This is a genomic window from Aeromonas simiae (assembly GCF_000820125.1).
GTDB lineage: Bacteria > Pseudomonadota > Gammaproteobacteria > Enterobacterales > Aeromonadaceae > Aeromonas > Aeromonas simiae.
The window spans coordinates 1-4,636 of sequence record NZ_CDBY01000042.1 but is presented as its reverse complement, the minus strand read 5'-3'; the positions used below and the strand labels follow the sequence as shown (position 1 = coordinate 4,636).

The following is a 4,636-nucleotide window of genomic DNA, read 5'->3' as shown; positions in this document are numbered from 1 at the left end:
TCGGCCCCCGAAATACCGTTGTGTTGAAAATGGCGTAGAGAAAACCTGGACCGGTCAGGGCCGTACACCCAAGTTCTTGGCTGAGCAACTCGAGCAAGGTCGTCAGCTGGATGAGTTCCTCATCTAAATAGATAAGGCCATGCCGATAGAGTGTGGTCTTTCTGTTTTTTACAGGCTCCAGCTCTACAACTGCGGCTAACATGGTCAGCATGGCTGTACAGGCTGGGAAAAAAATGGAGGGTACACTTGATGTAACCTCCATACGCACAATCTAAAAATCGAATTTAAGAAAAGAGCAGCTGTACTCCCCTACCCCACTTGTAGATGCACAATATTAACTGCCGGTTTTTCTGATGGTTTCAAAATGCCTCCCCACAATTCCAGAGCCATTTTTTGCTCCGGTAACCGAACCGTATGAACATAGTGAGCCATTACACCAGGTAGAGCATGGCCTAAAATTTGTTCCACGACATGAGGGGCAATCCCAGCCTCGTTTAGGCGGGTCGCCAAGCTCCTTCGCAGATCGTGCCATGTCCAGGGGGTGCTATGCCCGATCCGTTTCCAAATCCCCCTTCCCCACTGACTTACCGCTTCTGGTCGCTTGAGCTCTCCTAGCAAGTATGAGGATGACTGTGCGGCGGCTGCTTTCAGCAAGTGATCTATCGTCGGCCGAATAAAATCAGGTATTGGTCTCACGATTTTATTACCTGTTTTTGAGTTAGAGGCAGGTACTGTCCATGTACCTTCGACTAGATTCCATTCTTCGGGTGCTGATAGCCGAGCTTCTTGAGTTCTTGCACCGAACGACAACAGAATCTTGGCCAAATTTCCGTAGTAGCAATATGGACCTAGCTTCTCAGCCCACTCCCATAGTGTTCGCAGTTCTTCTTGCGTCAGAACCCTATCTCGCTTACTCGCTTTTTGCCCAACATCAGCAACAGTCAAATCATCCAACGCATTACTCACTGCAAACTGTCTGACACGGCAAAACTTCAGAGCATGCTTACAGTTTTGAAAACAATACCCACTAGCCACAGGTGCTACCTTCGAGTACTCGTCAAAGACGCTCAACCAGTGACGAGTATCACAATCTGACAAAGGAAGATCTCCGATACGGGGATAGACCCACTTCGCAAATTGCTGGCGATGCTTCTCACTGTTAGACCTTTTCTTATCAGCGTGATGGCAGAGCCAATACTCGAGTGCATCTTTAACCGTGACAGGCTTCAGCCTTTCATCTTTCCCGATCCGCGTCATCAAGGCGGGATCGTTGCCCTCTTCCAACCAAGCTCGACATTGCGCCGCCTTTTTCCTTGCTTCGGAAAGCGACAATCCCCCCTCCTGACCGGTATAGGATCCCAGAGTCAGGTTTTTTGCCTTGCCTACAATTCGATAACGGTACACGAAGCTGACTTTTCCGCTATTCCTCCACAGAACAGATAGCCCATCCCTGTCCGCAACCTTTCTGGGCGTATCATCATCGTGACCACGCAGCATTGCTTTGAGTTTTGAATCTGAGATTGCCATTTTGAACCCACACTTGAACCCACACTTGTCTTATATCCCCTAAGATGACTTTAGACAACCATGGAAATTTAGACGATATAAATCAACAATATAGATGCAACCTATAGACATAACCAAACAGCATTAGACACGCAGTGTGATAATACGGCATGAACTGATAAATCAGAACATAAGCCATTGAATACAAAGGCACCTTTAGACATAAAGGTGCCTTTTTCTTTGCCAGCTTCCGAGCCATCGCCTAAGCATCATATCTTGTAAACACCTCGCTTCCCCCACAGGCCACTGATGGTGACCCCACCTGCCATCACATCGGCCACGCTCACAGTCACTGCTCATTGCTGAAATTGCCGCCCCCCTCGTTTGGTAGGCTTGTATCCCAGCGCTATCTAAGCCCTTTTCTGATGGGGATTGTGAGGCGCTACTCGCGCAATATAGACAAACGCGCCAATTTCCCTCAGCGTATTTCCCTCATCACCGATAAAACGATGAATTCATTTATCCTCACATCAGTCATCTACGACCGTTGTTAAATGTCACCGAATATGAATGAGATAAATAATGTTGTAGCTCGTGCAACCAAACGGGAACAACTCGCTTTTCAGTATTAACCAGTGATATATAGCAATGCGAGGATAAAAAGCCATAGGTATCCCTGATGTAAATAAACATAATACTATGTGAAAAATCAGCGATAACATCACACTGACAAAAAATAAAATGCGCTTCGGGTAAGGAGACAATGGCCTATGTCCTCGCGATATCAATGAGTGAAGTTAGATCTTGATGAGTCATCCCCTCCTTTAGCATCAAACAAAGGGTATGCCCTCGCAGATCCCTGTCTTCAGTTATCCCAGAGCCCCGAGCCCCCGCTTTTACATATGGGGACTCAGGGATACAGGTATGTCAGCGGGTATGGCCATTAAAACGCGGCATTGCCGCTATCGCCTTCATCACCATGGCCTTATTCTCTTTCTTACAGCAGGAATAAGGCGTAATTAAAATAGATAAAACACAGCTAGAAAAATATTTCTCATTGGGCAATCTCTTAATTGAATGTCGTGATTTCCCAAGCTTTTTCATATGAGAACCACATGCGCATTCGAGACACAACACTCATGGTAGAGTCGCTCGCGATTTATCAACTGCGCTAGGTGGCCAAAATAAAATGGTGTGATTTGGCAACCAAGTATGCAGCACAGTCAGTGCCATATTCCCATTGCCAACCCCATTGATATTGAGGCTTATCGTGTCATACCTGAAAAGAGCATTTATTTTATTATTTTGTTTGCTCGCCGCATTAATGTGTGGATGTAATAACAACTCATCCGAGTCAACCGAAGAGTCCAGGCTAGAGAAAATCGCTATCGTCCCCTCCCCCTTGATGACAAAGGGGGCCAGCTCACTGACCATAGCAAAAGGCAACGCCCAACCTTTTATTGCAACCGGGCACTATTCAGACGGCACAGCGCGGGATGTCTCGACATCGGTAGCGTGGCAGAGCAGCGCCCCCTCGATAGGAACCATTGATACGGCCGGTCTGCTGACAGGCGTGGCGGTGGGCACAACCACCGTCACCGCCAGCATGGAAGGGGTCAGCAGTAATGCGGTGGCCGTCAATGTCACGGCCGCCATCATCACTGCACTCCAAATCACGCCGGCAAACATCTCGCAGGCTAAAGGAGTGACGCAGCCGCTGCTTGCGATTGCCACCTACAGCGATAACACCACCGCAGACGTGAGCAGCAGCGTCACCTGGATATCGAGCGATACTGCTACGGCCACCGTAACGCCGGCCGGCCTGCTGACCGGCATTGCGGTGGGCACGACCAGCGTCACCGCCAGCATGGAGGGGGTCAGCAGTAATGTGGCAACGGTGCATGTCACCGCAGCGACCATGACCGCGCTCCAAGTCACGCCAGCTAATATCTCGCTGGCCAAGGGGCAAACGCAAGAGCTAACCGCGATTGCCACCTATAGCGACAACACCACGGCGGATGTAAGCGGCAGCGTCACTTGGTCATCACGCGATACCACGACGGCTACCGTCACTTCCATCGGTCTGCTAACTGGCGTGGCGGTAGGCAGCACCACCGTCACGGCCAGCATAGATGGGATCAGCAGTAACACGGCAGCAGTGAATGTCACTGCCGCCATCATCACTGCGCTCCAGGTCACGCCGGCAAACATGTCGCTAGCCAAGGGGCAGACACAATCTCTCACTGCGGTCGCCATCTACAGTGACAATACCACCACAGATGTGAGCAACCGTGTCACCTGGTCATCGCGCGATACCACCACGGCCACCGTGACCCCTGCCGGCCTATTGATCGCGATGGCGGAGGGCAACACCACCATCATGGCCAGCATGGAGGGGATCGGCAGTAACACAGCGGCAGTGAATGTCACTGCTGCCATCATCACGGCCCTCCAGATTGAGCCAGACAGTGTGTCTCTGGCCAAGGGACAGACGCAGCAACTGACAGCAATCGCGACCTACAGCGACAACACAAGCGCGAATGTCAGCGATGCTGTGGCTTGGCAGCGAGGCGACAGCAGCACCGCCACCGTAACCCCTGCCGGACTGCTGACCGGTGTTGCAATGGGTGACACCACAGTGACAGCCCACATCGATGGGATAAGCAGTAACACGGTGGAGATCAATGTCACCGCCGCCATCATCACGGCGCTCCAGATTGAGCCAGAAAGTGTGTCTGTGGCCAAGGGGCAAACACAGCAACTGACGGCGATCGCCACCTATAGCGACGACACCCGCGCGAATGTCAGCGATGCGGTGGCATGGCAGCCAGATAACGATATCGTCGCAGCTACCGTAACCCCTGATGGACTGCTGACCGGGGTTGGAATGGGTGACACCACGGTGACGGCCCACATCAATGGGATAAGCAGTAACACGGTGGAGGTCAATGTCACCGCCGCCATCATCACTGCACTCCAGATAACACCGGAAAATGTGTCGGTACCCAAGGGGAAAACGCAGCAACTGACGGCGAGCACCATCTATAGCGACGGCACAGTGATAGAAGTGGACAACGAAGTCCACTGGTCATCGGCCAACACAACCTTTGCCTGTCAATCAGCATCGAAA

3 protein-coding genes are annotated in these 4,636 nt (G+C 51.2%); 2 read left to right on the top strand and 1 reads right to left on the bottom strand.

What is annotated here, in order from left to right; translation table 11 throughout:
- A partial coding sequence (locus BN1134_RS19210; RefSeq protein ID WP_156991700.1) for an H-NS histone family protein occupies positions 1 to 127 on the top strand: 127 nt, incomplete at its 5' end.
- A gap of 182 nt (positions 128 to 309) precedes the next feature.
- On the opposite strand, the gene BN1134_RS19205 is transcribed toward BN1134_RS19210, so the two are convergent.
- Complete coding sequence (locus BN1134_RS19205) at positions 310 to 1,527, bottom strand: tyrosine-type recombinase/integrase (protein ID WP_084214743.1); 1,218 nt, start codon at positions 1,525 to 1,527, stop codon at positions 310 to 312.
- A gap of 1,249 nt (positions 1,528 to 2,776) precedes the next feature.
- Between BN1134_RS19205 and BN1134_RS07265 the strand changes: the two genes are divergently transcribed.
- Positions 2,777 to 4,636, top strand: a 1,860-nt coding sequence (locus BN1134_RS07265) for an Ig-like domain-containing protein (RefSeq protein WP_198133150.1), incomplete at its 3' end; no start/stop codon positions are given.